The organism is Mycetohabitans sp. B46 (genome assembly GCF_037389205.1).
Taxonomy (GTDB): domain Bacteria; phylum Pseudomonadota; class Gammaproteobacteria; order Burkholderiales; family Burkholderiaceae; genus Mycetohabitans.
In genome coordinates, this window is the sequence record NZ_JADBGL010000004.1 from 119,134 (window position 1) to 145,406 (window position 26,273).

A 26,273-nucleotide genomic window follows, 5' to 3' on the forward strand; every position below is an offset into this window, starting at 1 on the left:
AACAAGGGTTTCCGGGCCACTGGCGTACGATATTTTGCGAATCCCGGAGGTACCCCCTCATCCACCTATTGCTACGGTCTTGTGGGTGCTTGTACGCAGGCTGCTATCTATTAAAATGTGTACACATTGATTCACATTTTGCGTTCGACGAGCGCGTAAGAGCATGACCATGGAAGCGATCACAGTCGGAATCCGCGAGTTTCGTGCCGACTTGGCGGAATACATCGCGGCGAATATGCCCGTTGCGGTGACACGGCACGGCCAGACGGTAGGGTACTTTATTCCGGCACATGGTCAAGCCGAAGCGCATCTTGCCGCTATGAAAAAGGCGAGTGAAATCTTGGATGATCTGCTGACTGGCCGTGGCGTGGATGTCGAAGAGGTGGTGTCTGAGTTTAAGGCAGTTCGCCGGGCATCGACCGGCAAGGGTAAGGGCGGTGCCAAATCCGCATGAGCACTAGGGCAATCGTACTCGACGCGAATATCTTGATTCGGGCAGTTCTCGGCACGCGCGTGCGCGAGTTGGTCATGGCGCATGCTCACGCAGTTCAGTTTTTCGCTCCCGACGTGGCATACCATGAATGCGTTGACAGGATTGCACGATATCACGGTGGCAGTGGCACGCGCTGCGCAACAGCCTTTCACCATCGAGCCGGCGCGTATTCGGGGACCACAGGGGGACGAAGTTCTGGTGCGCGTGGTCGCCACTGGCCTGTGCCACACTGACCTAATCGTGCGTGACCAGTACTATCCCGTACCGCTGCCGGCGGTACTCGGCCATGAAGGCGCGGGGGTCGTTGAGCAGATTGGCCCGAACGTCAAAGACTTGAAAGCCGGCGACCATGTGGTGCTGACCTACGGTGCCTGCGGTCATTGCCACCCTTGCGCCAGCGGCCATAAAGCCTACTGCAAGGATTTCTATCCGCTTAACTTCGGCGGCAGCGATGCCCACGGCCATACCGCGCTGCAGACACCCGAGGGCGAACCACTACACGATCATTTCTTCGCCCAGTCCTCTTTTGCCACCTATGCGCTCGCTCGCGAGCACAATGCCATCAAAGTGCCTACCGATGCTCCGCTGGAGTTGCTTGGTCCTCTGGGATGCGGCATCCAGACCGGCGCAGGCGCGGTGATCCATTCGATGAAGGTGCGCCCGGGCAGCAGCTTTGCCGCTTATGGCGCCGGTGCGGTGGGATTGAGTGCGGTGATGGCCGCGCGCGTGGCAGGTGCGACCACCATCATTGCCATTGATGTGGTGCCTTCGCGGCTAGCACTGGCGAAGAAACTGGGGGCCACGCACGCGGTGAACAGCCGAGAGGCCAATATCGTCGAGGCAGTACGCGAGATAACCGGCAGCGGCGCCGATTTCGCACTCGAATCCACTGGAAGGCCAGAAGTGCTCGAAGCCGGCATCGAGGCGCTGGGTAGCCTAGGTACCCTCGGTATCGTCGGCGCGCCAAAGCTTGGCACCCGGGCTAGCTTCGGCGTCAACAACCTGCTGCTGGGCGGGCGCAGCATCCGTGGTATCGTCGAGGGCGACAGCGTACCTCAGGTGTTTATTCCGCAGTTGATCAGGCTCTATCAGCAGGGTCGGTTCCCATTCGATCGTCTGGCCAAATTCTATCCTCTGGAACAGATCAATCAGGCCGCTGAAGACAGTACCAAGGGGGGCGTCGTGAAGCCCATCCTGCGCATGGCCGCTTAGCCGCACTCAAAATTTTTCTAGAAGCCCACCGGCCCTAATGAAGGAGCAGGTCAGGATGTATCGAAGACACAGCATCTGCGGCAACTCGCGCAAGAGAACCACCGGCTCAAGTCGTGCTCGTTAAATGACATCAGCTTAGCCGATGTGTCCGGTAGAGCAGGGGAAGGCCAATGATAGTTGCCTTACAAACTCAATGACTTCGGCACGCGCAACCACCGGATCCTTAGTGTTCAAGGACACGCGCCGCTCCTTGCGGCGACCGTGCTCGGTGTAGTAGTGCATGCGGAAGTCGTAGACGCGGTGCTGTGATCTTGCGACGTGAGCAGGCATGCTCATGGTGCGGATATCTCAACTGAGGGGCACCATGGCGAGAGCCGATTGAAAACGCCCTTAATCAATCGGTTATGTATCGGTGGCGGAGAGAGGGGGATTCGAACCCCCGATAGGCTATTAACCTATACACGCTTTCCAGGCGTGCGACTTAAACCACTCATCCATCTCTCCGAGAACAGAGGATTTTACCAGCATCGGAAATGCTAGACAAGGAGACGGTGTTGAATTGGTCAGCGTAACGTGAGAAGGTCCGGTTCGTGCCAAGTAAACTGTAGGCGCGGCTGATCGCCGTCAGTGGCCGGCCACACTATGCACCCGGTCAAGCAACGCGAGGGCGGCAGCGGGATTGCATCGCAGCCCCGCGTCAATAAAGTTGCATTGCAGTACGCCTAGCGACGCAACAACCTGAGCCCATTGCCCACGACCAACAGGCTTGCACCGACATCGGCGAATACGGCCATCCACATCGTACCGTAGCCGGCCAACGTGAGCGCCAGAAATGCGCCCTTAAGTCCCAACGCGACGACAATGTTTTGCGTCAGGATGCGACGCGTGGCCTTCGATAGCCGGACGAATACGGCAATCTTGCGCAGGTCATCGTCCATTAATGCGACGTCGGCGGTCTCGATCGCGGCGCCAGCGCCCAATGCACCCATGGCAAAGCCGATATCGGCGCGTGCGAGCGCTGGCGCGTCGTTGATACCATCACCCACCATGCCTACCGCATGCCGCGGTCCGGTCAGTGACTCGATCGCGCGACGCTTGTCGTCTGGCAACTGGTTGCCGCGAACTTCGTCGATGCCGGCCTGGGCCGCGATGGTCTGCGCGGTATGCGGATTATCGCCACTCAGAATGAGCGTGCGCACGCCAAGCCGATGTAATTGCGCCACGGCCTCGCGACTGGTGGACTTCAGGGTATCGGCGAGCGCGAACAAGGCGAGCACGTGGTGTTCGTCCATTAGCATCACGCTCGTTTTACCTTGCCGCTCCAGGCTGTCCAGCTTCGCATCAAGCTTTGCATCGCGGCATCCGAGCGTTTCAGCCAGGCGGCGGTTGCCGAGCCAGTAGCGCACCCCGTCGATCGTGCCGTGCACGCCACGCCCGGGTAACGCGCCGAAGTCCTCGACGACCAAGTGTTGCGAGCCGGCGGCACCGGCGGCGACAATCGCGGCGGAGACAGGATGGTCCGAGCGGGCGGCAAGGCTCGTCGCCAATTGATGACAGCGCGCGGCATCGACTGTCGCACACGGCTCAAAATCGGTTTGCTGCGGACGCCCCACGGTCAGGGTGCCAGTTTTATCCAGTGCAAGCCATGCCAGGCGGTGCCCTTGCTCCAGATAGCGGCCGCCTTTGACCAGGATGCCGTGGCGGGCGGCGACTGCCAGCGCGCTGACAATCGTGACAGGGGTGGAGATGACCAGCGCGCATGGGCAGGCGATCACCAGCAGCACCAGTGCCTTGTAGACCGACGCTGTCCACGCGGCTTGGCCAAGCAGCGGCGGCGCGGCCGCGACCAGCAGCGCCAATGCCAGCACGATTGGCGTGTACACGCGTGCAAAGCGGTCGACAAAACGCTGGGTCGGTGCCTTGGCTGCCTGCGCCTGCTCAACCGCTTGTACAATGCGGGCCAGCGTGCTTTGCGTGGCGGGGAAGGTGACGCGATAGTCAAAAGAACCCGATGCATTGAGGGTCCCAGCATACACCGCGTCGCCGACCTGCTTGTCCACGGGCAGGCTCTCGCCGGTGATCGACGCTTGATCGACCGCTGAGCGGCCGGACACGATACAGCCATCAAGCGCGATCCGCTCGCCTGGCTTCACGCGCACCCGCGCACCGGTTGGCACGGTGCGCGCGTCCACGACGCGCCAACTGCCATCGGCTTGCTGCACGGTCGCCTTGTCGGGTGCGAGCGCAACCAGACGCTCGATCGCGCGCCGCGCGCGCTCCAGCGAGCCAGCCTCGATGCGTTCGGCGATCGTAAACAGCACCATCACCATGGCGGCTTCCGGCCATTGGCCTAGCGCGAAGGCGCCGGTCACCGCGACGCTCATCAACGCGTTGATGTTCAAATTGCCGTGGCGGATCGCGATCCAGCCTTTGTGGTAGGTGCGCAGGCCGGCGCCGAGCACGGCGAGTGCTGCGAGCGCCGCCGTGATCCAGCCGGGTGCACCGAGCCAGGTTACCGCTTCGGCCGCCAGCGCGGCAGTGCCGGCCGCCACGAGCGGCCAGCGCCGTGCTGTATGCGTTGGCTCTGATGGCGGCACGGTGCGTGTGTCATCGTGAGGTTGTACCTCGGGGGTGAAGCCGAGTGAGGCGAGTGCGGCGACGATGTCGTCCAGCGCGTCGCACGGGTGCTCGACGGTCAATACACGTTGCAACAGGTTGAACTCGAGTCGTTCGGCGGGAACGATTTTGTGCAGCTTCGAGCGGATCAATGTTTCCTCGGTCGGGCAATCCATTTGTCGGATATGGATCCGCGTACGTACCGTGTCGGTAGCAGCCATCTCGCCGTCGTCGCGTGCATGCGCCGCCGAAGACGACGCTGCGCCTGGGCTGTATGCTGCCTGCACAAGGGCATCGGTATGGCGACTATCGGCGTGGGGCAGGTTGCCGCCGTGCGAGCCGGCACAGCATGTGTCGTGCTCCCGGGTGACGGCATGGACGTGGCACGGCGTTTGCGAACGGCGCTCTTGTTCGAGATCGACTGACGTCGCTGGTGTACCTCTAGCGGAATAGCGGTCGGCCATGCTGGTTTCCTCAGGTGATTTATGCTGTAGTACACACCTTAAAGCCACTTCAAGGTCAAGCTGACCAACACGGGACAACGATGAAAATTGGCGAATTGGCCAAGCGGGCCGGGTGCACGCCCGAAACGGTCCGCTTCTATGAGAAAGAAGGGTTGCTGCCGGTGCCGGCACGTACAGGCGCCAATTATCGCGCATATGGCGAAGCGCATTTGGATCGGTTGCGCTTCGTGCGCAACTGCCGGGCACTGGACATGACGCATGACGAGATTCGCGTGTTGTTGCAGGCCGCAGACGCCCCGGCACGCGATTGTGGTGCGATCGATGCGCTGGTCGATGCGCATTTGCAACACGTCAGCATGCGAATCGACGAACTGCAGCAGTTGCGCGCACAATTGAGCGCGCTGCGCGAGCGGTGTCGCGGCGCGCGGTCCGTCCAGGATTGCGGCATCATGCGCGGCTTGGCGGCCATGGACAGCCCCGCCCATGTAGCCAAGCAGACTCATCTAAGCTGAGCGCGCGCGAGGCGCGAGTGGCAACTCGGTGCGAGCGACCGCACATTGACTGCGCCTCGTGCGCACAAGTTTTCCACGAGCCGAATCAGTCCGTATTCTGCGGGGGGAGGCCGATGGAAAGAGGGTGGCGAGCATGTCCCTAATACTGTCGCCGACCGCGATCGACGTCTCGATGGGCACGCCCAGCCGTTTAGCCACGGCATGAACAATTCAGACACGGCAATAAACAAGTCGGGATCCGGCTTGGCATAGCGCACGTCGTCGCGCGTCCTGGGGCGCCCCTGGTGTTACACTTCGGCCATCTGCGAGCCAATCTGTCCCATCCCTGATGAGCGGTTTTCTCCGACGCGCTTGCCGCCCGAAACATCCCGTTCCGGTTCTACGTTGTCTGTGCCTGCTGTTCATGCTGATGGCGCTTGCCGCTTGCAGCACATTCGATCAACAGAGCCCGGCACCGGTGGTCGAAGGTACGGTGCAGGCGGTGCCCGTGCCTGAAACAGTGCCGGAACCGGTCGCGCCGCCGGCGCAACCCGAGCCCGAGCTGCATGAGACGAAGGCCGATAGTGACCGTGCGGCGCCCAAAAAGCCGCACCGACCGCCGCAGCGCGCCACGGCGACCGCGCCTTCGCTGCCGCCAGCGCAGCTGGCGCCGGCGCCGCTGATCGCATCGCGGCTGCTGTTTCCGGGCCAGGTTAAGGGCCTGCTCGATACCGAGGTACAACGGCCGGATGGCAAGGCCATCGGTCATGCCGTGGACTTGGTGATCGACGCCAACGGGAAGCCGCGCGAGATTGTTGTCAACCTGGCAGGGTTCATGGGGGTCGGCGATCGCAAGGTCGATTTTCCGCTTGACGCGCTGCGGGTCAAGCCGGTGGGGCCGCGTGTGACCGGGACATTGGAGCTTGTGCCATCGCGCACGCCGCCGATTGATCCGGCCAAGTCGGCGCAAGCTGGTAGCACGCCATCGGACACTGTGCCGCTGATGGATGCCACCGTGCAGCGCACCAACGGCTCGAAGGTGGGGCGTGTCGTTGACGTGCTGATCGATGCGGGGCTGCGGCCGCAGGCTGCGGTGCTCGAGTTGGGTAACTTGATGAGTCCGGACCGGCGGCGGATCGCTGCCGATTGGTCCGCGCTGCGCTTCGTGACCCGAGATAAGGCCATCCAGTTGCTGTTGGACCTATCGGATCTGCAGCTTGATGCATCGCCGTCGTATGCGGCCGACCAGCCGATCCGTGCAGTGTCGCCCGCACCCACCGCCGCGCGCGGCACGTCGGCCGCGGCGCGACAGCCGGCGGCTCCGGCAGGGCGGGCGTGCCGATGAGCAAGACTGTCATGCCGGATGCACGGAGCCTGCGTGCGCTAGATGGCCTGAACTTCTTCCTTGCAAACGTTCAGACTGGGTTCGGACCGTTCATCGCCGCGTACCTGGCTACGCACAAATGGACCCAGGGAGAAATCGGCATCGCGCTGTCAGTTGGCACGATCACGGCAATGGTCAGCCAGGTGCCGGCCGGTGCGTTAATCGACGCGACGCAGAACAAGCGTGCCGCGGCGATGGCTGCGATCGTTGCGATCGCGATCTGTGCGCTGCTGCTGGCTGGCAGCCCGACGACGATTCCCGTGCTCGCTGCGGAGGTATTCCACGGCTTTGCCAGTTGCATGTTGACGCCGGCCCTCGCGGCGTTGTCGCTTGCGCTGGTCGGCCGCCACGCGTTGGGCGACCGGCTGGGCCGTAACGCGCGGTTTGCCTCGATCGGCAGCGCGGTGGCGGCGGGGTTGATGGGATTATTCGGCGAATATGTGTCAGTGCGCTCGGTGTTTTGGTTGACGGCTGCATTGACGCTGCCAGCCATTGTCGCGTTATACATGATCGATCCGCTTCATCTGGATCCGGCGCGCGCCGCGCGCGACCTACCACGACAGCGGCCTCTGTCGGCGCAAGCGGCAACGGCGCCGCCGCGCGAGAGCATCGGCGAGCTGTTGCGGGATCGGCGCATGCTGACATTCGCCGCGTGCATCGTGTTGTTTCACTTGTCCAATGCGGCCATGTTGAATCTGGCGGCCGGCGAAGTCACCGCGCATATGGGCGACAACGTGCAACTGGTGATTGCCGCGTGCATTATCGTGCCGCAGATTATCGTGGCACTGCTCTCGCCGTGGGTCGGGCGCTCGGCGCAGCGATGGGGGCGCCGGCCGATCCTGTTGCTGGGCTTTACCGCGCTACCGGTGCGGGCGCTACTGTTCGCTGGTGTCACCACGCCGACCCTGCTGGTGCCGGTGCAAGTCTTCGACGGGCTGAGCGCCGCGGTGTTCGGCGTGATGCTACCGTTGATCGCGGCCGATGTGGCCGGTGGCAAGGGGCGCTACAACCTGTGCATCGGCGTATTCGGCCTAGCCGCTGGCATTGGCGCGACGCTGAGCACCGCGCTCGCCGGGTTGGTGGCGGACCATTTCGGTAACGGCGTGAGCTTCATCGGCTTGGCGGCAGTCGGCACGCTGGCCGTGCTGCTAGTCTGGCTGGCGATGCCCGAAACGCGCGAGGCCGACGCAACGGACGCCGACACGACGCCGCTCGCGCGTGACGTGTGAAAAGCATTGACGAGTAAAGAGGCGGGGTTCAATGGCATAATATGGGGCTGTACCGATTGCGCAGCGCTTTGTCTTAATGACGGGCGGTGCGCGGTGGGCTCCCGGCCTGCCTTGCCTTTTCATCCATCCCCTTCGTACTGATGCAGCCATCGACTGCTCGCTTGGCCGAGCTCGACTTTTTTCGTGGCCTCGTATTACTGATCATCGTCGTCGATCACATCGGCGGCAGCATGTTGTCACGCGTGACGCTGCACACCTACGCGCTGTGCGATGCAGCCGAAGTATTTGTGTTTCTAGGCGGCTACGCCACCGCCATCGGGTGGACCACGCTCGCCGCGCGCTGCGATGAGGCCGCTGCGCGCCGGCGTTTCATCCGCCGCGCATGGGAAATTTACCGTGCTTTCCTCGTCACCGCCGGCTTGATGTTACTCGTCAGCGCGATTTTGCGCGCGTTCAGCATCGACGCGCCAAACATGGCGTTGTCTGACCTGAACGGGCTGATTGAGTCGCCTGCGGTGGTGCTGCGCGACATCTTGTTGTTTCGACGGCAGCCCTATTTGGCGTCCGTGTTGCCGATGTATGCGTTTTTTGCGCTGGCGGTACCGGTGATCATCCCGCTCGCGCGCAGCCGGCCTTGGTTGCTGGTGGCGTGCTCGCTCGCGCTGTGGCGCCTGGCCGGCGACGCGTATTGGCTGCTACCGGCCGCACCGGAGAACCGGTGGAACTTCAATCCGTTCGCCTGGCAAGCAATGTTTACGCTCGGCGCGCTGGCGCGCTGCCAGCCGATCTACGCAGGCCTGCGTCGTTCGCGCGTAGGCTGGGCCGTCAGCGTCGTCGCGCTGTTCACGGTGCTCGTCTGTGCGTACTGGAAACTGACCGTCGATGGAGCATCGTACAGTGTGATGAAGCGCGACTTGCAATGGCCTCGCGTAGTCAATTTCATCGCGCTCGCCTGGCTGGTGGCGAACATGGTGCAATATGGCTGGATGCGTCGGCTGGCCGGATCGATGCCGTGGATCAGCGCCGTTGGACGCAAGGGCCTGCTGTGCTTCGTGGCGGGTACGGTGATTTCGCTCAGTATCGATTCGGTACTCTACTGGTGGACAGACGGGTGGCTCGATGTGCCGCTTGGGCTTGTCGCCGACGCGGTGGCGATCGCCTCGTTGCTACTCGTGGCTGGCTGCGCGGATCCGCTCACGCGGTGGTTCGGCGCAACCAGCGCACGCCGCACGGCCGGCGCGGCTTGAGCGCGTACGATCGCCAGTACCGTGCTAATTTCGCGTTGGTCACAGGTATGCGTGCACCGTTGATCAACTGTACGCAATTTCGCACGTTGAACAACGTACGCAATCGTCACATGTGATAGTCGCCGGCGTGATCCCTTCGCGTTGCAGTGTCGGCGCCAGGCCGATTGCGCCTTGTGCGTGCGTCCCAATGAACTTATGAATGGCATGCGATCAGCATGCCTGATGCGTTGGCTGCGCGATGGCACGCGGGGCAGATTCACACGCCACTGCGCGGCGCTCCACGGCGACGGCAGGCCGGTGGACGACGCGCCGTGGATCCGCGGGCCAAGATTCGCGCAGCACGAGATAGCTGAGTGAATCGAATCCCAATTACGCAAGCCTGCGCCCCGCGACTGAGGCCGTCAGGATTTTTATGGCTTTAAGCATGGCCACGCGCGAAAATGTTTGACTGTACGCATCATCTCGCGTATCATTGCTGACTGAAGTTTTCAAGATGTCCGATTGCTGTTCATCATCTGTCCGCGACCCACGCGGTACGCTCGTTGTCCTCTCCCTCTTGATCGCTTCCGTACTGCCGCACTAAGCGGAAAACATTTATTTTTTCTTTTGAGGGATTCGTCCATGGATACCGGTATCGTTAAGTGGTTCAACGACAGCAAGGGTTTTGGTTTCATCACGCCGGACGCGGGTGGTGAAGACCTGTTCGCGCATTTCTCCGAAATTACCGGAGAGGGGTTCAAGACGCTGGTGGAGAACCAGCGTGTCAGCTATCAAGTCAAGCGTGGCCCGAAGGGCCTGCAGGCCGCGAGCATCAAGCCGTTGTAAGCGCTATACGTCCGGATGTGTCCGGACGACAGACTGCCTCGCGTCCGTGGGGCAGTAGTATTGCCCGCCAGTCTCCCGCGCCGTGCCGTCTTCCGACCGCGCGGCCGCCGATCCAGCGCTTTGCGCTCCCATCTGAATACGCGTGCCCGTCCTGGGTGTCGCCCATTCGTGGCCACTGGCCGGCTATGTCACATCATAAAGATAAAGACAATGCATAATCAAATTATTCAAATGTACCGCGGTTATGCGGTGCAGCCTTCTGCACATCGGTTACCCGATGGCTGTTTTTCTTCTAACGTGACGCTGGAACGGGCAAATTCGCCGTTGTCGTCGCCGTTGACTGCAGCGGCGACCGCCGCGACGTTATATTCTTTTTATTCGCTCGATTATTTTAGTTCTGAACAAGAGGCGGTTCGCTATTCGAATCGCTGGGCCCAGCATTGGATCGATATGCGCGGCTGAGCACCGTCGCTCACGGCCGCCCCAATACGGCGCATCGGCTGAACGAGGAGCGGCGAGTTTCAAGCGTCCAGCAGAGCCATGATATGGCCGGCTTCCCGGTCCGATTCGAAAGGGCCCATGCTTACGTGGTTTTCATGCCAAAACCGGATGCGGCGACGGCCGTGCTCAATCTTGCCGTTGCGTTCGAGCATTACAACGAGAAGCATTCCCATAGCGCGCTGAAATATCGCTCACCACGCGAGTTTCGACGCACCGTGGATTCATCAACCGTAGTGTGAAGCCGTGTCCGGGACTACGCGGTCAACTTCAGTCACGTCATGATCGGCCCCGATATGGTGTTGCTGTCGAGCAAAAAACTGGGCGACATCTCCATCTCGGCGACGATCGAAGAGGTGTACAGCGATGAGCTTGTCATTACCGAGCATTCAGTTGAAAAGGATGCGCTGGTCAACGACCACCCGTACCAAAAGCCGCGTGAGGTAGTGATCCAGTGCGGCTGGTCCAACGCAGACGGTGCCGCATTGGTTGGGGCTGCGCAAGTTTCGTTCGACGACAGGGGCTGATGTCAATGGCGTCTAATACGTACATTGATGCGATTTACAGCCAGCTTTTGCAACTGCAAAACAAGCGAAAGCCGTTCGACATCGTCACGTCGCGCCGAAAGTACTCGAATATGCTGATTCAAAGCCTTTCGGTCGTGAATGACGTCAGAACGTGCGGCGCGTTAATGGTTACGGTGACCTGCAAACAGGTGATTATCGTCGAGACGACGGCGACGAAACTGCCGCCGCGCGAGGACCAGAAATATCCGTCTGGCACGGCCGAGACGCAGGAGATGGGCACTAAAGCAGCGGTGCCCGGTACGCCTGCGCCGGGTGGCGCTGTTGCGCTTGGCGTAGGGCAGCAATGAACGTTTACGAAATTCCTTTGTCTGCGCAGCCGCAGACTTTTGCCATCACGCTTGGCGGCATCGGCATCGGCATCGGCATCGGCATCGGCATCGGCATCGGCATCGGCTATCGGTGCAGTACCGTGAGGCGTCCGGCGCGGGCTGGATCCTGGACATCGCGGACGCGAGCGACAGTCCTCTCGTGAACGGCATCCCGCTTGTGATGGGTGTTGATCTGCTCGAACAACATCGTCACCTTGGCTTCACAGGCAGCTTGTGGGTGCAGGGCGCTGAACATCCAGACGACGTGCCGACATTCGAGGATCTCGGGCTGGGAACGCATGTGTTCTGGGTGACAGATTGACCTTCTAGAATTGTTTGATAGTAATCGGTCTTTTATAGTTGCGCCGATACCCAAATTTATGCACACTTGATCGAAGAAACGCAAATGGCCACAGCTACTGCCGCGGCGGATGCGCTCATTGGCCGAATGAGGACGGTGATTTGATCGGTCACTCATCTTTTCTGCGGAAGTTTTAGAGTCGCGCAGTTTGAGTAAAGGAGTGTAAGAATAATGAGAGACGGTCATCAGAGGGCACTGGACGGACTGCGCGGAGTTGCCGCTTTTATGGTCGTCATCTTCCACATGGACGCATTTTTCGGCTCGCTCTTTTCTCCGTCAGACAAATACATAATCCATTCGCCGATGTGGCAACTCTACCGCCGCTTCATCAATGGTAATTTCTTAGTCACAGTATTTTTTGCGCTTAGCGGTTACGTGCTACTGCTCGGTTTCGAGCGCAAGCGCAGCCCGTCGTATTTAGCGGCTGCGGCGGTCAAGCGATATTTCCGGTTGACGCCCGTCGTACTCGCGTCGACCATGCTGGCGTGGCTCGCGTCGGTTACAATTGGTTTGCACAACATATCGGCGGCCGATGCAATTGGCGGTCACGAAGGGCTGTTAGTTATCTACCGTAAGCCGCTGACCTTCCTCGGCTCAATCTGGAACGGCGTCGCTGGCGCATATCGGGGCGACGACAGCTACAACTTCCCGCTCTGGACCCTATCCCTTGAGCTGTTCGGCTCGCTAATGCTGTTCGGCATTGCTGCGTTATTCTACAGGTCGCAACGGTTCTGGCTCATCGCACTTGCGGTTACGGTCGGGTGGATTACCGTCTTCGGCACTCAAGGAGTCTATTATTCCCTGTTCCTCGCGGGCGCGCTGCTGTTACGCTATCCAGCGCTGCGACTGCGTTGGTATTTCTTCCTTCCTGCGGCTTATCTTGGTGCTGAAAACATCCGGCTTCCTGAAATAACATTCCTTCAGTCGATGATCCCGAAAGCCTGGAACTTTGACGTGACCGTGTTCGTACACGCGATCGGTGCGATGATGATGCTCGCGAGCGTACTTGGGTCAAAAAGGCTGAAAGCCGCGTTTGGATGCCGGCCGCTCGTATGGTTAGGCCGCGTGTCGTTCAGCCTCTACGTCTGCCATGCGATCGTGATTTCGAGCGTGGGATGCTGGATACTTGAAACGTTCGCGCAGCGTGGAGCACTGCATATTGGCGGTGTGTTGGCAATAGCGGCAACGATTGCTGTCTCGCTTACGCTTGCGCAGATCATGACAACACTTGTCGACAGCCCGGCGCAGCGACTGGCGAACTGGATTGCAAAAATCGTCCTGCAACCATCGAAATCTGTGATCAACGGTGAATCAGTTCGAGAACTCGAAGATCTCGACAATACCGTTTCAGTCCGGCGCACTGGAAACTGCTAATTGACTAGCGGTTGCTTTTGGGCCCCTCAGCGCAAGCTGGCTAGGTAGCCATTCGCCTTCGGTATCCCGAAGGCTTTTTGTTGTGATGCGCGAATGACTCAGCAATATTTAAGTAAAGTATCCTTGAACATTGGACACGATAAGGGGATGCAATTAATCTTTCGGACCTGCGGTACACGTTTCTCGTGAACCGTGGTGACTATCAAACGCCAAACTAGGCGAGAATCCGTGTGTACAACGTTGCCCCAGACACAGCGTAGAAGACCCAACTAAAGGCGTTCGCCGTGGTCAGCACGACGCTTGCGTCGGGCGCGACGCAAATAGACATCGTCGAGGCTTGCCTCAAGGCAATGGGCAGCAACGGCGGATCGATAGGTGAGATGCAGATGCCATTGCCGGATAATACGCTGCCGATGATGACCGGGCAGGGACCATTTGGTGCGCTCGAAATGGGCGGGATGTTCACCGTCGTCAAGGTTCGCGAGGGCCTGGGCCGCGACGACTACCGGGATCCGGGCTGGTACCGGCACCCCAAGGGAACAGTCGCGTACGAATACGCCCAGGAGCCGGCCGCCGTGCGCGGGACAGGCGTCGGATACGGTTTGGTCCCTTCGAACCGTAAAAGATGACGAGATGGACGAAGCTTTAAAAAATGGGCGGCCTACGTGAGGTCGAACGCCTGGGCCGCGCGCGTAAAGCTCAGATGGCGCGCGGCGCATTCAAACGCGTGCAAGGCATTCAATGGCAAGTGCATACGCATGGCATTTCTGTCCGCCGCCAGGCGTTAATTTTTCTTTATTTAGTATCCTTGCGATTATCATTGCCTGTCGTCCACGAGGAAAAGGACTAATAGTTCTCTCGATTGGACAATACTGTTGGGCAACAACATTTTCTGTATCAACTAACAAAAGGAAAGCCAATGCGTTACTGTCGCTCCCGTCGTGCGCTGCTGCGCGCCTGTGCAATGCTCCCGTGGATGCCGACGCTGGCAGCATGTGCGGCGCAAGGACCGAGTGCTTCGGCGTCAGGGTCATCCGCGTTGCGAGGGCCTGCCACATTGCAAGAGCCGGCCGCGTTACCACTCGAGGCGCTTGCGGCACTGGAGACGCGCATGCGCGGGCGCCTCGGAGTTTGCGCGATCGACACGGGTAGCGGCGTGCAGCTCGTGCACCGTGCAGCGGAGCGTTTCCCGCTTTGCAGTACGTTCAAGGCGGTGCTTGCAGCAGCCGTACTGGCCCGCAGCGGAGATACGCCCGATTGGTTGTCGCAGCGCGTTCGGTATGGTCCGGCTGACGTGGTCAGCTATTCGCCGATCAGCGGGCAACATGCCGGCGATGGCATGCGCATCGATGAAATGTGCGCAGCGACGCTGCAGTACAGTGATAATACGGCAGCGAACCAGTTGATGAAGGTGCTTGGCGGACCGGGTGCGGTGACGGCATTCGCCCGTTCGGTAGGCGATGCCATCTTCCGGCTTGATCGTTGGGAGCCGGATTTGAACACGGCGATACCTGGAGACGTGCGCGACACATCGACGCCGGCGGCGATAGCGGACACGCTACGTGCGGTGATGCTGGGCGATGGGTTGCGTCCGTGGCAGCGGCAGCAGTTGCAGCAATGGATGTTGGGCAATCGCACGGGCGACAAGCGAATCCGTGCCGGTGTGCCCGCGCAGTGGCGCGTTGCCGATAAGACGGGTACCGGAGAGTACGGGACCACTAACGACATCGGGGTCCTTTGGCCCCCCGGGCGGGCGCCGATTGTGCTGTCCGTCTATTTCACCCAGCCGCAGCAGGATGTGCCGGCGCGCGACGAAGCGATCGAGCAAGCCACGCGTATCGTGGTTGACGCGCTGAGTTGAATGCGTGCCCGGCGAGTCGCCATTCGGATCGGTCATGAACGAGCCTTTGTTGGATATGCCGTCAGGCGTCCAATTGGGTCGTCAACTCAGGCGTTGGCGGGCACTGCATCGCATTAAGCAGGCGCATGCAGCTGAGTTGTTCGGTGTCAGCCAGTCGACGATTTCCCGCTGGGAAGCGGGCTTACAACAAATGGAGTGGGCCGAGCAACGGCGTGTGGTGCATGCATTGTCGGCGCGGCTCGATTCGGCGGCCGATCATGCACTTGCGCGACTGGTCCGCGGCAACCCGTTGCCAGTACACTTGATTTGCGATTTGACGCACCGGCTGTTGGCGTGCTCCCCGGCGCGCGCCGCCCAGTTTTCCGTGCCCGTCAGTGAGTTGCTCGGGCGTTCGTTGTGGCGTTACTCAACGCAGCAGATCTCGCACCAGGAGGCCCAGCTGGACACGCTGGGCTGGCGCGATGCAGCGGCGCCGCCGTCGCTGGCGTTCGCCACGGGCGCCAATGATTCGGCAACGGTGCCGATTCGGCCCAGCGTGTGCCGCTGGACGCGGCTTACGCTGTCCGACGGCACCGCTGCGCGCCTGGTGGAGACGCTCGCCGCGGAGCCCGATCCGCGTCGACATGACGCTACGCATATTTAATGCGTGGACACCCGCGGGGCATCACGTTAGTCTTGGCGTGCCGTATCCGGAAGACTACCGATGGACCCGACGATCCTGCATTCGAGACTAGCATTTCTGCGCGACGCCGAGCGGCTCAAGAGCGTGCTGCGCAGCGGCCATACCTCATGCGGCCGTGCTGAGAGCACGGCCGAACACAGTTGGCGCTTGAGCCTGATGGCCATTGCGTTCGAGGATGAGCTGCGCGGACTTGATCTATTCAAGGTGCTTAAGCTGTGCGTGCTGCATGATCTAGGCGAGGCGATCCATGGCGATATTCCGGCGACTAAGCAGCATGCGCATCCGGACAAGGCGGCGCGTGAACGGCAAGATCTGTTGCAACTGACTGACACCCTTGATGCGCCACTGCGCGCTTCGATAGTCGGGTTGTGCGACGAATACGAGCGCGCGCAGTCGGCGGAGGCGTTGGCGGTGAAGGCGCTGGACAAGCTCGAGACGATCCTGCAGCACAACCAGGGACGCAATCCACCGGATTTCGACTATCGGTTCAATTTGGAGTATGGACGCCGGTACACGAGTACCCATCCGTTCTTCGCCGAGGTACGGCAAGTGCTGGATAGCGAGACGCTCGCACGGATCGCGCAACGGCAGTGAGCCGGCGTTGTGCGTCGGAGTTGGTCTGTGCATGACGCATCCTGACTCAGTCGGAGCGTGACGCCCGGCCGCCTTGTCGCGCAAGCTAGGGCAGGCTAGTAGCCTAGCAATTGACACCATGTGCCGGGCCAGTGGGGCCAAGGTGATCGCGTGCCGGCGCAATACCACGAGCGGCCTCCAGCCGGCTCGCTGCGGCTAGCAGCGACTGGCCGGTCGGCGTGAGCATCGGACGGCGATATCCTTCGGCGCGCTCTTCCAACTCGACAAGTTGCCGCTCGAGCAGCGTGTCTAGCTCGGCACGGTTCATGTCGATCTGCTCCGGTGCGCTGCGGATCAGCATCAACGTGGCGAATTCGTGTGGGCTCAGCATCTTCGTCTCCCAATCCTTCATAAAGCTGCGATCCTGTCGCCTGGGATCGCAAGATAAAGCGGCGAGATGACAGGCCGATAACAGCGGCCCCCCAGCGCTCCGACGCGATCGCGTCGGGCGTGAGCCGTCGAGCGGACGCCAGTCCGCTCGACCCCTAACGGCGTTCAGCCGATGCTGACGTCGATCCGGCGGGGCTTAGCCTCGTCGCGGCGTGGGATGGTCAGCTTCAGCACGCCGTCGCGCAACTGCGCGTCGATGCGTGACGCATCCAGATCCGCGCCCAGCGCGAACGTGCGGGCGAAATGCGGATCGCGCAATTCGGCGTGCTGGACCCGCAGCTCGGCGGGCGTCGGCACGACGGCCTCGGCCTCGATCGACAGCGTGCTATCTTGCACGCTCACGTGCAGCTTGTCGCGTGGCACGCCGGGTAGGTCAACCAGCAGCGTAACGCCGTTGCGATCTTCGCAGATGTCCACGGCGGGCGCTACTGTCGCGCGGCGCGGTTGCGGCGCCGTTGCGCCTTGTGCGGCGACGCTGGCGTCCTGCTGGGTGGGACGTTCGACCAGTTCAGTGGTGTTGCTCATGGTTTCCTCCTGGTTTGCGTCAATGCGGGTCAACAGGTCATTGCACCGTAATCGCTCGTGGCTTGGATGCCTCAAGCTTGCCGATGGTTACGCTCAGGCAGCCGTTCACATAGCGCGCCTGGACCTTGTCCGGATCGGCCTGGTGCGGCAATTCGATGATGCGGCGGAACGTGCCGCTAAAACGCTCCTGCAGATAGGTCCGCGTGTCGTCGGTGCGCGCCGGTTGCACGCGTTTGCGCTCGCCGCTGAGGATCAGCAAGCCGTTGTCGATCGACACATCGATCTGCGCCGGATCGAGTCCGGGGGCAAATGCGACGATCTCGATCGACTCGTCCGTGCTGCCAATGTTGACCGCGGGAAAGGTCCCGACGCGCGATGCGCGCAGGCTGGTCGGCATGTTGGCGAACAAGTCCGCAACCTGCCGTTGCAGACGGTCGATGTCGTTGAAGATGTCCGTGCTGAAAAATAAATCACTCATGGTTTGCTCCTTCGATCCTTTGTCGAAGGGACGAACCGGGCTACGCGCTCCAGTCCGCCCGTCAACGCTGGATCCGTCGACAAACAAATCGAAACACGCAGCGCGTCATACACGCGGCTGCCCAAGCGATTCATAACATAGTCCCGATGCGCGAAATTTCAAGGGGCGGTCGACGCAGGCGCGAGCCGGCGGTAATGGGTGATAGGCCGGCGGTAAGTTGGTGGTAGGCCGGCATCCGAGCCGACATAAGGACGACGCCGATTTTGGTACGATTCAGCCTTTCACCGAACGGTAGCCGACTGTGAGACGCACGGACATTGCCCCGCTGCGCGCGTGGTGCGCCGCCCTGCTGGCCCGCGTGGGGCCGCCCGTCGCGAGGCTCTGGTGGCGCGCGCGGCATCCAGGCCGGCGCGAGTTGGCCTGGGGAGCCGCGGCGGTGCCTGCCGCGATGGCGCTGTACGTCCTAATCCTCGTGCCGTTCACGCCCGGCATCGGCGATATCCGCAAGGCGAAGGTCGAGCAACCGGCGCAGGTGTTGTCCGCGGACGGCAAGTTGCTGGCCCAGTTCAAACCGTCCAATCGTGAATGGGTCGCTTTGTCCGACATCTCGCCGCACGTGCTCAATGCGTTGATCGCGACGGAGGACCATCGGTTCTATCAACATCACGGTCTGGACTGGCGACGCACGGCAGCGGCGGCCGCGCATACGTTTTCCGGCGACCGGCAAGGCGGCTCGACTATCACGCAGCAGCTGGCCCGCAACCTGTACCCGGATGAGATCGGACGGGCGCCTACGCTCACGCGCAAAATCAAGGAGGCCGTTACCGCCTTAAAAATCGAGGCCGTGTACACAAAAGCCGAGATCCTGGAAACCTATCTGAACACCGTCCCGTTCTTGTACAACGCGTATGGGATCGAGATGGCGGCCCGCACCTATTTCGACAAGCCAGCCAGTAAATTGGACATGTTGCAAAGTGCGACGCTGGTCGGCATGCTCAAGGGCAACAGCTACTACAACCCAGTCATCAACCCGGAGCGCGCGTTGCAGCGGCGCAACACGGTGCTCGCGCAGATGGTCAAGTACGGCAAGTTGACGCCGCAGGCGTATGCATTGCTTGCGCGCCGGCCGTTACGACTGGATTTCGAGCGGCAGGTCGAACCGCCTGGTCCCGCGCCCCATTTCGCGCAGCAATTGCGCAAATGGTTGATCGCGTGGGCGGATCGCCACGACTACAATATCTATTCCGACGGCTTGGTCGTGCGCACGACCATCGATGCGCGGCTGCAAGCGATGGCCACGCAATCCGTCGTGCTGCACGGCAATCAATTGCAGGCCATTGCCCATGCCGCTTGGTCGACCGCTTCGGCGTGCGTGGGCAGTCACGATTTCGTGCAGACCTTCGTGCGCGACACACCGGACTACCGGGCGGCGCTCGACGCGGGGTTGACGAGCCAGCAGGCGCTGAAGCAGCTGCTGGCCAATCGCGGTTTCATGCAGGCGCTGTGTGACGAGAAAACACGTGTACAGGCGGACTTCGTCGCCATTGATCCGCGCGATGGCGCAATTAAGGCGTGGGTGGGCAGCCGCGATTTCAACAAGGATCCATTCGACCACGTGCAGCAGGCGCGACGGCAACCCGGTTCAACGTTTAAGCCATTCGTCTATGCCGCCGCGTTCGAGCAGGGCGCCCATCCCGACGATACGATTATCGACCAGCCGGTGTCGATTGCCCTGCAGGGGGGAGAAATCTGGCGCCCCGCCGACGACGTCCCGCCCAGTGGGCAGCCCATGACGCTGCGTGACGCTCTGGCGCACTCGCGCAACCGCATCACCGCCCAATTGATGCAATCGGTCGGGCCCGCGAAGGTGGCCAAGCTTGCACAAGCGATGGGCGTGCGCGACAGCATGCTGAACCCCGTGCCCTCGCTGGCGCTCGGCACAAGCCCCGTCACGCTCAAGGAGATGGTGTCCGCATACAGTACCATCGCCGATGGCGGCCGCTATGTGCGGCCGATGATGGTCACACGTATCGAGGACCGGGACGGCAACGTATTGGCGCAATTCGCGCCGGATGCAGGCAAGCAGGTGCTGCGTGCTGACGTTGCATGGACGTTGCTCGACGTGATGCGGGGCGTGATCGATCGGGGCACCGGTGCCCCGATCCGCACTCGCTTCGGCATTCGCGCGGACGTAGCCGGCAAGACGGGCACGACGCAGGACAACGCGGATGGCTGGTTCATCTTGATGCATCCGCAACTGGTCGCCGGCGCATGGGTTGGCTTCAATGACAGCCGCGTGACGCTGCGCAGCGATTATTGGGGGCAGGGCGCGCACAGCGCGCTGCCGATCGTTGGTGACTTTTACCAGCGTGCGCTGCGCGCGCAGCTCGTCGATCCGCGCCTGCGGTTCGCGAGCGAGCCGCCGCCCGGTATCCTGCAGCGCGTGCGCGCGCAGGTTCGTGCCTGGCTCGCGCAAGTGTTTCCGGCGACGCGCCAAGCCGAGCGCCCAGCGCCGCCGCGCCGGGCGCCGCGACGGCTCGAGTCGTCCACGAGTGAGCTTGCCGCGCCACCGCCAGCGAGCGGCGTCGCCGTGGGCGGCGCGAGCATGGAGCTACCGACGGGCGCGTCGGTCGCACCTGCCGCGTCGGCGGCATCGGCCTCGTTAGCCTCGCCGGCTAGCGTGCCGCCGACATCAACGCCGGGTGCGATGCCCGGGATGCCCATCATGCCTGCTGCGTCGCCGGCGGCGGTATCTGGGGCGCCGGGTGCCGCGGTGCAGTTCGAGCCGGGCAATGAAGTCGGCAGGCCGGCCTCATCGCCTGGTCCGTCGTCGCCGGAACCGGCTGCCTCGCGCGCCATGCCCGCGCTCGGCAATGAGGTGCCGTGGGAGCCGACGCCGAGCCCTGACGTACCGATCCGGCCAAGCATTGGCATGATCCGCCACCAGGAGACACCATGAACCATTCGCATTCTTTACCGAACACCGGCGATGCTCGAAACCGTGCGGCTGCGTTTTGCAGCCAATTCGGGCTGTCGGCGCCGATCTTGCTGGCGCCGATGGCCGGCGCGTGCCCGCCAGCATTGTCGATTGCCGTGGCCAATGCAGGCGGCATGGGCGCCATGGGGGCCCTGCTGACGCCCCCGGAAGGTATCGTGCAATGGGCCGACGCGTTTCGCCGCGGTAGCACCGGGCGCTTCCAATTGAATCTATGGATACCTGATCCGCCGCCTGAACGCGACCGGGACAACGAGCAGCGCGTGCGTGCATTCCTGGCGCAGTGGGGGCCTGTCGTGCCCGAGTCGGCAGGCGATGCGGTCCCACCGGATTTCGTGGCGCAATGCGACGCCCTGATCGACGCGCGGCCGGATGTCGTCACCTCGATCATGGGGGTATTTCCGCCCGCGTACGTGAAACGCCTAAAGGACCACGACATTGCTTGGTTTGCGACAGTCACGACGCTGGACGAAGCCCGTGAGGCGCAGGCAGCGGGAGCCGATGCGATCATTGCGCAAGGCTTCGAGGCGGGCGGTCACCGTGGCGCGTTCGATGCGGCGCGGGCGGAGCGGCAGGCCATTGGTCTATTTGCGCTGCTGCCTCGCCTGGCCGACCACATTCATGTACCGTTGATCGCCGCCGGCGGTATTAGCGATGGTCGCACGCTGGCGGCTGCGCTGATCCTTGGCGCGAGCGCGGTGCAACTCGGTACCGCCTTTCTGCGTTGCCCGGAGGCGGCGCTGAACCCCGCATGGTCGGATGTGCTGGACGGATTGGAGCCAGAGGACACCGTACCAACGCGCGCGTTCACCGGCCGCCTCGGCCGTTCGGTGGCGACCGAGTACGTGCTTGCAGCAGCGGCGCCGGACGCCCCGCATCCGGCGCCGTATCCGGTACAGCGCGCGCTTACCGTATCGATGAAAGAAGCAGGCGCAGCGGCGCGCGACTATCACCGAATGCAGGTATGGGCCGGGCAGGCTGCCGCAATGGCGCGGGCGGTCCCCGCGGCCGATGTGGTGCGCGACGCGTGGGCCAGCGCACAGCGCTATTTGTAAAAAGTGCGTTCATCACCGGCGGCTCGGTAAGCGCCGGGCGGTAGTCGTCTGTAAGGCTAGTGCCGGGCGTTCAGGTCGATATGCTCGAAATGGATGCGCTGCACTTTGTTTAGCCACAGCAAGTTCTCTCGTATGCGGCGCACCGAGGCTTGACTCGAGCCGCGAATCTTCACCTTCTGGCTCGACTGCGAGCCGGTACGCACCACCTTCTATGCCTGTACGGAAGGCTCGAGTTCACGGATACACCGTAATACTTCACCCACGATGTCCAACTCGAGCGACGACATGATGTCGAGCACGTATTCCAACTGGCTACTGGGTAGCGGAAAGTCCCGGTTGACCGCTTCAGTTGCGGGTGACGGCGCGACAGCGCGGGTATCAGAGGCCTGCTGCATGAATGCGCCGGATAAGAGATCACGAATTGGTGCGAGTCATGCCGCTCTCGCTTCGTTGCCGCCCATCGCCTTGAGACAACCACCTTGCCCGGAAAAGATAGGTTGGCGTTTGTACCGTCCAGTATTAACGCTGGATACATGGCGAACGCTAGCAGAAACCGGGGCAGGGGGAAAGCAGCGTCCAAGCGTGCGCCTGGTCGGCGCAGTGTGTTCGTCCTCGTGCCTTCGCCAGGCGCGATGCCGGCTCGCGCCTGCGACGCACAAATGTCCGCTTTCGCTCATGATCCGGCAATGTTCGTGGACGGCACGACGCAACGGTTTGCTTCGGCTCGCCGCAGTGGCGCAATAACGTGTCGACTTCCGAACCCAATCTTCAGCTTTGCTCTAAACGCCACGAGAATCAACTCGGACGTTGTCCATAGCGACTATCACGAACAGATAGACCGGTATTGTCAAGTGTTAATAGAGCGATGCGGCCAGCGCGCCTGTGATGATCACCGTTCTCTTCATCGATCAGGAGAAGCAATGAAAAAGCATTTGTTGAAAGCGATAGCCCTGTCAGCCATGAGCGTCGGTCTTTGCGGGCATGCGTTCGGCGAAGGCGTGTATGCGCCTTATGTCGACATGACGGCATGGCCCACGCCATCGCTGGACGAGATCGGCGTGCAGCAAGGGATCCAACAGTTCACGATGGCGTTCGTGTTGTCTGGCGGCAACCAATGCGTACCGTCATGGGGTGGCGTGCAGCCGATCGGACGCGGCCAGACGTCGGATTTGCTAACTTCTATCGCCAAGTCGATCAACAATTATCGAGCCAAGGGCGGTGAGGTGTCGATTTCGTTCGGTGGCCAAGCTGGCATGCCGTTGATGCAGGCATGCAGCAGCGCGTCGGCGTTGGCCGCGGCGTATCAGACGGTGATCGATACGTATTCGTTGACCCATATCGATTTCGATATCGAAGGCGCGGCGCAAACGGACAGCGCGGCGTTGGCGCGCAATTTCCAGGCTGTACGGCAACTGCAGCACACGGCGCGCGCCAATGGCAAGCCACTGCATGTGACGTTGACCCTCCCGGTGATGCCATCGGGGCTTACCGCCGATGGCTTGCGCGTACTCCGCGCAGCGCTGGACAATGGTGTGACGCTGGACACGGTCAACATCATGGCGATGGATTATGGCAATGGCACAACTGACATGGGCGCGGCGGCGAAGCAGGCTGCCACGTCGGTCTACGCGCAGTTGGATGCAGCGTACAAGGCGGCGGGCAGCCCGAAGACCGACGCCCAGTTATGGCAAATGATCGGCGTGACGCCGATGATCGGTAAGAACGACGTGCAAGGTGAGACGTTCTCGCTGGCAGACGCGAAGGGGTTGCTCGACAAGGCTCGCTCGGATGGTATCGGGCTGCTCAGCCACTGGTCAATTGGTCGGGACAAGGCTTGCGCGAGCAGTGGTGGCAGCGCATCGCCCAGTTGTTCCGGCGTTTCGCAGCAACCGTATGCATTCACGCAGGTGTTCCGGCAACTGGGGGGCCATTGGGGCACTGGCGTGACGCGGGATCCGTCATATGGTGGCGGCTCGCACGGTGGCAAGCCGACGCCGGGCGCGCAATGGTCCAGCTCGCAGATCTATACAGCCGGGATGACCGTCAAGTATCACGGCGTGACGTATCGTGCAAAATGGTGGACGCAAGGCGACGTGCCGGGCCAGTCGGAGGTGTGGGCGAAGGTCTGAGCATACCGCTGTTACGGCTCGCGCCACCGAGCCATCGTACACGCTTGATCTCGGGGGGCACGGCGTGAGACAGCGATGGGCGGGTGCGCAACGCGGGGCCAGTGGGGCTAGTGGGCCCGTGATTACCGGTTTGACGAAACGTACGCGTTCCCGCTGCGATCCTGTACAAATATACAGGTATACTATCGCCGTTTAGCCTCCTTAGCCTCCTACAGTCGCCATTCCGATTGCCATGGTTCCGACGCGCCGGATCGCCCATCTCGACATGGATGCCTTTTACGCATCCGTTGAGTTGTTGCGCTATCCCGAGTTGCGCGGCAAGGCGGTAGTGATCGGCGGTGGCCGGAAGGCAGCCCCGCAAACGCTGCCGGACGGCACGCGCCGGTTCGCCCGCTTGCGCGATTATGCCGGACGCGGCGTGGTCACCACGTCCACGTATGAGGCGCGCACGCTCGGCGTATTTTCCGCGATGGGCATGATGAAGGCCGCGCAGCTCGCGCCCGACGCCATCTTGCTACCCACCGACTTCGACTCGTACCGCCACTATTCACGGCTGTTCAAGGCCGCGGTGGCGACATTCACTGATCAGATCCAAGACCGCGGGATTGATGAGATCTACATCGACTTGACCGCGTTGCCCGACGACACGCGAGCGCTGGCGATGCGCATCAAGCAGGCGGTGCGCGACGCGACCGGTCTTACGTGCTCGATCTGCGTTGCGCCGAACAAGCTGCTCGCAAAAATCGGCTCGGAGTTGGACAAGCCGGACGGCATGACGCTTCTATCCATCGCGGACCTGCCGACGCGGATCTGGCCACTGCCAGTGCGCAAGGTTAACGGTATCGGCCCGAAGGCGGGCGAAAAGCTTGTGTCACTGGGCATCGCCACGGTCGGCGATCTGGCCAAGGCCGACCGTGGACTGCTGCAGGAGCATTTCGGCCACAGTTATGCCGCGTGGCTGGCCGATGCCGCCCATGGCATCGATGAGCGGCCGGTGCAAGTCACGTCGGAGCCGAAATCGATGAGCCGCGAAACCACGTTCGAGCGTGATATGCACGTGCGCCACGACCGCGCCGCGCTCTCGGCGATCTTCACGGACTTGTGCGTGCGTGTAGCGCAAGATTTGACGCGCAAGGGCTATGTCGGACGCACGGTCGGGCTGAAGCTGCGCTATGCGGATTTCCGCACCGTCACGCGCGATGTCAGCTTGCCGGAGCCTACCGCGGATGCGGTGGTGATCCGGCGCGCCGCCACCGAATGTCTGAAGCGCGTGCCGCTGGACAAGCGGCTCAGGCTGCTCGGCGTGCGGGTCAGCGCGCTGCGACCGGCGCACGCACAGCGCTTGACGCGCGTGCCGGTGCAACACGAGCTGCCATTTGCCGAAGCAGGGACCCAGGTGCGGTGAACTGCGCACCCCGTGATGCGGCGGATGATGCCCGCGTATCCCCGTCAATGCATACCTGTTATACGGTCAGTCAGCGTCAGGGCCCGGCTTGATTTCGCGACTCCTGTGCGCGACGAAAACCGTCGATGATCAGCAGCAGCGCGGCTTGGTGGCACGACGGGTATCACCGCGCTAGCTGACCGGGAATCCGACGCGCTCCATGGTGCCGATGTGGCGTGACAGCAATTGAGCAGCGCGCTCGAGATCATGGCTTTTCAACGCGTCGATGATGAGTTGATGGTCGTGGTTCGAGCGCGATTGCCAGCCGCGCGCCCGGCCGACGGCGAGCACGAAACGCGAACTGGTCAATTGCAGTACGTCCAGCGTCGCCAGCAGGCGGGGCATCGCGCAATGACGCACCAGCGCGTGGTGGAACGCACGGTTGGCCGCATCCCACGACGCAAGCGAATTAGCGGCGTCGCACGCGGCGTGGGCGCTTTCGAGCGCCTCGAAATGTTCGGCGCGCAGGTGTGGCATGGCGTGGCGCAGCGCGAGCGGCTCGAGCACCGCCCGCATGTCAGCCGCTTCCTTGATGGCGGCACGGTCCAATACGGTGACGCGCACGCCGCGCCTGTGCAAGATTGTCACCAGTCCGATTGCCTGCAGACGCTGGAACGCTTCGCGCACGGGCACATGGCTCGCCCCAAATTCCTTGGCGACGTGGTCCTGCCGAAGGGCTGTACCGCCGGCCAACTCCCCGCTGACAATACGCTCGCGCAACCGGTCGACAATATGCTCAACCAAGCTTGGCGTGTGGATATCACTTAGGCGCACAGTGTCCATTTCATAGATTATCTATTTTTGGGAGGAGGTAAATTAACGCCAATTCCGTTATAACATCCAGAACGCAATCGGCGTGAGCGCTGGAATTAGATAGATTATCTATGAAATAGGCCGGGTGGTCGATACTACCTCGGTCACGGCGCGTGAGCGACGCGTGTCGCGCCTACTTGTGGCCACCGGGCCGCTTGGACCCCCACTCGCACAGGAGT

At 61.9% G+C, this 26,273-nt stretch carries 28 protein-coding genes, 1 tRNA gene and 2 pseudogenes; 23 read left to right on the forward strand and 8 right to left on the reverse strand.

Annotated features, from left to right (window positions below; genetic code table 11):
- Positions 1–169: 169 nt before the first annotated feature.
- Genes IHE30_RS05980 through IHE30_RS05990 form a run of 3 tightly spaced genes read left to right on the forward strand, consistent with a single transcriptional unit; the run spans position 170 to position 1,705 of the window.
- Positions 170–454 (forward strand): type II toxin-antitoxin system Phd/YefM family antitoxin, encoded by a 285-nt coding sequence (locus IHE30_RS05980; RefSeq protein WP_337689497.1) that lies wholly within the window; start codon positions 170–172, stop codon positions 452–454.
- A complete protein-coding gene (locus tag IHE30_RS05985; RefSeq protein WP_337689498.1) occupies positions 451–726 on the forward strand; it encodes a PIN domain-containing protein in 276 nt (91 codons plus the stop codon). Before IHE30_RS05980 ends, IHE30_RS05985 begins: the two co-directional genes overlap by 4 nt.
- Positions 617–1,705, forward strand: coding sequence for an NAD(P)-dependent alcohol dehydrogenase (locus IHE30_RS05990; protein ID WP_337689614.1), 1,089 nt, complete (start codon positions 617–619; stop codon positions 1,703–1,705). The genes IHE30_RS05985 and IHE30_RS05990 overlap by 110 nt, the downstream gene beginning before the upstream one ends.
- A 413-nt stretch (positions 1,706–2,118) precedes the next feature.
- Here the strand turns inward: IHE30_RS05990 and IHE30_RS05995 are convergent.
- Both IHE30_RS05995 and IHE30_RS06000 read right to left on the reverse strand, forming a co-directional pair.
- A tRNA-Ser gene (locus IHE30_RS05995) sits at positions 2,119–2,209 on the reverse strand.
- A gap of 218 nt (positions 2,210–2,427) precedes the next feature.
- Positions 2,428–4,785, reverse strand: a complete 2,358-nt coding sequence (locus IHE30_RS06000; protein WP_337689499.1) for a heavy metal translocating P-type ATPase — start codon at positions 4,783–4,785, stop codon at positions 2,428–2,430.
- 80 nt (positions 4,786–4,865) lie between these two features.
- Here IHE30_RS06000 and cadR point away from each other — a divergent pair, with 80 nt between their 5' ends.
- The 16 genes and pseudogenes from cadR (at position 4,866) to IHE30_RS06080 (ending at position 16,226) form a co-directional block, all read left to right on the forward strand.
- The gene (gene cadR, locus IHE30_RS06005; protein ID WP_337689500.1) at positions 4,866–5,297 is read left to right on the forward strand and encodes a Cd(II)/Pb(II)-responsive transcriptional regulator; all 432 of its coding nucleotides are present in this window, start codon (positions 4,866–4,868) and stop codon (positions 5,295–5,297) included.
- Positions 5,298–5,625: 328 nt separating this feature from the next.
- Positions 5,626–6,621 carry a PRC-barrel domain-containing protein gene (locus tag IHE30_RS06010; protein WP_443193607.1) on the forward strand — a complete coding sequence of 332 codons (996 nt, stop codon included), beginning with the start codon at positions 5,626–5,628 and terminating at the stop codon, positions 6,619–6,621.
- Positions 6,618–7,889, forward strand: coding sequence for an MFS transporter (locus tag IHE30_RS06015; RefSeq protein ID WP_337689502.1), 1,272 nt, complete (start codon positions 6,618–6,620; stop codon positions 7,887–7,889). Before IHE30_RS06010 ends, IHE30_RS06015 begins: the two co-directional genes overlap by 4 nt.
- Positions 7,890–8,029: 140 nt before the next feature.
- Positions 8,030–9,136, forward strand: a complete 1,107-nt coding sequence (locus IHE30_RS06020) for an OpgC domain-containing protein (RefSeq protein WP_337689503.1) — start codon at positions 8,030–8,032, stop codon at positions 9,134–9,136.
- Positions 9,137–9,757: 621 nt separating this feature from the next.
- The gene (locus IHE30_RS06025; protein WP_337689504.1) at positions 9,758–9,961 is read left to right on the forward strand and encodes a cold-shock protein; all 204 of its coding nucleotides are present in this window, start codon (positions 9,758–9,760) and stop codon (positions 9,959–9,961) included.
- A 210-nt stretch (positions 9,962–10,171) separates the two neighbouring features.
- On the forward strand, positions 10,172–10,423 hold the full coding sequence (locus IHE30_RS06030) for a hypothetical protein (RefSeq protein WP_337689505.1): 252 nt from the start codon (positions 10,172–10,174) through the stop codon (positions 10,421–10,423).
- Between the two features lie 122 nt (positions 10,424–10,545).
- Positions 10,546–10,701: pseudogene (locus tag IHE30_RS06035) on the forward strand (IS3 family transposase); the annotation flags it as partial.
- 39 nt (positions 10,702–10,740) lie between these two features.
- Positions 10,741–10,986, forward strand: a complete 246-nt coding sequence (locus IHE30_RS06040; protein WP_337689506.1) for a phage baseplate protein — start codon at positions 10,741–10,743, stop codon at positions 10,984–10,986.
- Positions 10,986–11,333 carry a phage baseplate protein gene (locus IHE30_RS06045; RefSeq protein WP_337689507.1) on the forward strand — a complete coding sequence of 116 codons (348 nt, stop codon included), beginning with the start codon at positions 10,986–10,988 and terminating at the stop codon, positions 11,331–11,333. Before IHE30_RS06040 ends, IHE30_RS06045 begins: the two co-directional genes overlap by 1 nt.
- 112 nt (positions 11,334–11,445) lie before the next feature.
- Complete coding sequence (locus IHE30_RS06050; RefSeq protein ID WP_443193608.1) at positions 11,446–11,676, forward strand: phage baseplate plug family protein; 231 nt, start codon at positions 11,446–11,448, stop codon at positions 11,674–11,676.
- Positions 11,677–11,886: 210 nt separating this feature from the next.
- A complete protein-coding gene (locus IHE30_RS06055) occupies positions 11,887–13,089 on the forward strand; it encodes an acyltransferase family protein (RefSeq protein ID WP_337689508.1) in 1,203 nt (400 codons plus the stop codon).
- A gap of 347 nt (positions 13,090–13,436) precedes the next feature.
- Positions 13,437–13,718: pseudogene (locus IHE30_RS06060) on the forward strand (hypothetical protein); the annotation flags it as partial.
- A gap of 23 nt (positions 13,719–13,741) precedes the next feature.
- On the forward strand, positions 13,742–13,939 hold the full coding sequence (locus IHE30_RS15095) for a hypothetical protein (RefSeq protein ID WP_443193616.1): 198 nt from the start codon (positions 13,742–13,744) through the stop codon (positions 13,937–13,939).
- Between the two features lie 69 nt (positions 13,940–14,008).
- On the forward strand, positions 14,009–14,950 hold the full coding sequence (bla, locus tag IHE30_RS06070; RefSeq protein ID WP_337689509.1) for a class A beta-lactamase: 942 nt from the start codon (positions 14,009–14,011) through the stop codon (positions 14,948–14,950).
- 34 nt (positions 14,951–14,984) lie between these two features.
- The gene (locus IHE30_RS06075) at positions 14,985–15,593 is read left to right on the forward strand and encodes a helix-turn-helix transcriptional regulator (RefSeq protein WP_337689510.1); all 609 of its coding nucleotides are present in this window, start codon (positions 14,985–14,987) and stop codon (positions 15,591–15,593) included.
- Positions 15,594–15,653: 60 nt separating this feature from the next.
- The gene (locus tag IHE30_RS06080; RefSeq protein WP_337689511.1) at positions 15,654–16,226 is read left to right on the forward strand and encodes an HD domain-containing protein; all 573 of its coding nucleotides are present in this window, start codon (positions 15,654–15,656) and stop codon (positions 16,224–16,226) included.
- Between the two features lie 103 nt (positions 16,227–16,329).
- On the opposite strand, the gene IHE30_RS06085 is transcribed toward IHE30_RS06080, so the two are convergent.
- From IHE30_RS06085 to IHE30_RS06095, 3 genes are all read right to left on the reverse strand, one after another.
- Entirely contained in the window at positions 16,330–16,596 is a 267-nt protein-coding gene (locus tag IHE30_RS06085) for a hypothetical protein (RefSeq protein ID WP_337689512.1), read from the reverse strand.
- A gap of 164 nt (positions 16,597–16,760) precedes the next feature.
- Positions 16,761–17,180, reverse strand: a complete 420-nt coding sequence (locus IHE30_RS06090) for an Hsp20/alpha crystallin family protein (protein WP_337689513.1) — start codon at positions 17,178–17,180, stop codon at positions 16,761–16,763.
- Positions 17,181–17,217: 37 nt separating this feature from the next.
- The gene (locus IHE30_RS06095) at positions 17,218–17,658 is read right to left on the reverse strand and encodes an Hsp20/alpha crystallin family protein (RefSeq protein WP_337689514.1); all 441 of its coding nucleotides are present in this window, start codon (positions 17,656–17,658) and stop codon (positions 17,218–17,220) included.
- Positions 17,659–17,959: 301 nt separating this feature from the next.
- Between IHE30_RS06095 and IHE30_RS06100 the strand changes: the two genes are divergently transcribed.
- Both IHE30_RS06100 and IHE30_RS06105 read left to right on the forward strand, forming a co-directional pair.
- A complete protein-coding gene (locus IHE30_RS06100) occupies positions 17,960–20,617 on the forward strand; it encodes a penicillin-binding protein 1A (protein ID WP_443193609.1) in 2,658 nt (885 codons plus the stop codon).
- Positions 20,614–21,708: an NAD(P)H-dependent flavin oxidoreductase gene (locus IHE30_RS06105; protein WP_337689515.1), complete on the forward strand. Its 1,095-nt coding sequence runs from the start codon at positions 20,614–20,616 to the stop codon at positions 21,706–21,708. The genes IHE30_RS06100 and IHE30_RS06105 overlap by 4 nt, the downstream gene beginning before the upstream one ends.
- Before the next feature lie 56 nt (positions 21,709–21,764).
- Here the strand turns inward: IHE30_RS06105 and IHE30_RS06110 are convergent, their stop codons facing one another.
- Together IHE30_RS06110 and IHE30_RS06115 are read right to left on the reverse strand one after the other, a co-directional pair.
- Positions 21,765–21,914, reverse strand: a complete 150-nt coding sequence (locus IHE30_RS06110) for a hypothetical protein (RefSeq protein WP_337689516.1) — start codon at positions 21,912–21,914, stop codon at positions 21,765–21,767.
- Between the two features lie 3 nt (positions 21,915–21,917).
- Positions 21,918–22,103 (reverse strand): hypothetical protein, encoded by a 186-nt coding sequence (locus IHE30_RS06115; RefSeq protein WP_337689517.1) that lies wholly within the window; start codon positions 22,101–22,103, stop codon positions 21,918–21,920.
- Between the two features lie 564 nt (positions 22,104–22,667).
- Here IHE30_RS06115 and IHE30_RS06120 point away from each other — a divergent pair.
- Positions 22,668–23,837, forward strand: coding sequence for a chitinase (locus IHE30_RS06120; RefSeq protein ID WP_337689616.1), 1,170 nt, complete (start codon positions 22,668–22,670; stop codon positions 23,835–23,837).
- A 232-nt stretch (positions 23,838–24,069) separates the two neighbouring features.
- Positions 24,070–25,242 carry a DNA polymerase IV gene (gene dinB / locus IHE30_RS06125; protein ID WP_337689518.1) on the forward strand — a complete coding sequence of 391 codons (1,173 nt, stop codon included), beginning with the start codon at positions 24,070–24,072 and terminating at the stop codon, positions 25,240–25,242.
- Between the two features lie 171 nt (positions 25,243–25,413).
- Here dinB and IHE30_RS06130 read toward each other — a convergent pair whose 3' ends face one another.
- Positions 25,414–26,064: a GntR family transcriptional regulator gene (locus tag IHE30_RS06130; protein WP_337689519.1), complete on the reverse strand. Its 651-nt coding sequence runs from the start codon at positions 26,062–26,064 to the stop codon at positions 25,414–25,416.
- Positions 26,065–26,273: the final 209 nt, after the last annotated feature.